Source organism: Arthrobacter sp. CC3 (genome assembly GCF_039907775.1).
Taxonomy (GTDB): Bacteria; Actinomycetota; Actinomycetes; order Actinomycetales; family Micrococcaceae; genus Arthrobacter.
Window position 1 is genome coordinate 1 of the sequence record NZ_JARCCY010000123.1, and the last position, 530, is coordinate 530.

The following is a 530-nucleotide window of genomic DNA, read 5'->3' on the forward strand; positions in this document are numbered from 1 at the left end:
CGGTGCTCGCCGTGGTCTGTGTCTCCACTCGTGGTGGGAGCGGCGATGCCGAAGCCGCCGGCGATCACGGAGATGAAGGACCGGTTCATGGCCTTGCACATGATGTAGGACAGGTAGGCACCGGAGGAGCCCACCAGGGCGCCGGTGATGATGAGCAGGTCGTTGTTGAGCAGGAAGCCCGCGGCTGCCGCGGCCCAGCCGGAGTAGCTGTTGAGCATGGACACCACCACAGGCATGTCCCCGCCGCCGATGGAGGCGACCAGGTGCCAGCCCAGCCCCAGGGCGAGGATGGTGACAACGATCAGGAGCCACAGCTGGGAGTCGTTGACGTACCAGACCGTGAGGGCGACGAACGCGACGAGGGCGCCGAGGTTGATGGCGTTCTTCCCCGGCAGCATCAGCGGTGAGGATTTCATCCGGGCCGAGAGTTTCAGGAACGCCACGATGGAGCCGGTGAAGGTCACCGCGCCGATGAAGACACCGATGAAGACCTCGGCATGGTGGACGGCCATCAGGTCCGGGGACAGCGC

1 protein-coding gene is annotated in these 530 nt (G+C 65.7%); it reads right to left on the reverse strand.

Translation table 11 applies throughout. From position 1 onward, the window contains the following. Positions 1-530: NAD(P)(+) transhydrogenase (Re/Si-specific) subunit beta (locus PV761_RS24270; RefSeq protein ID WP_347900062.1), on the reverse strand; the 530-nt coding region annotated here is incomplete at both ends.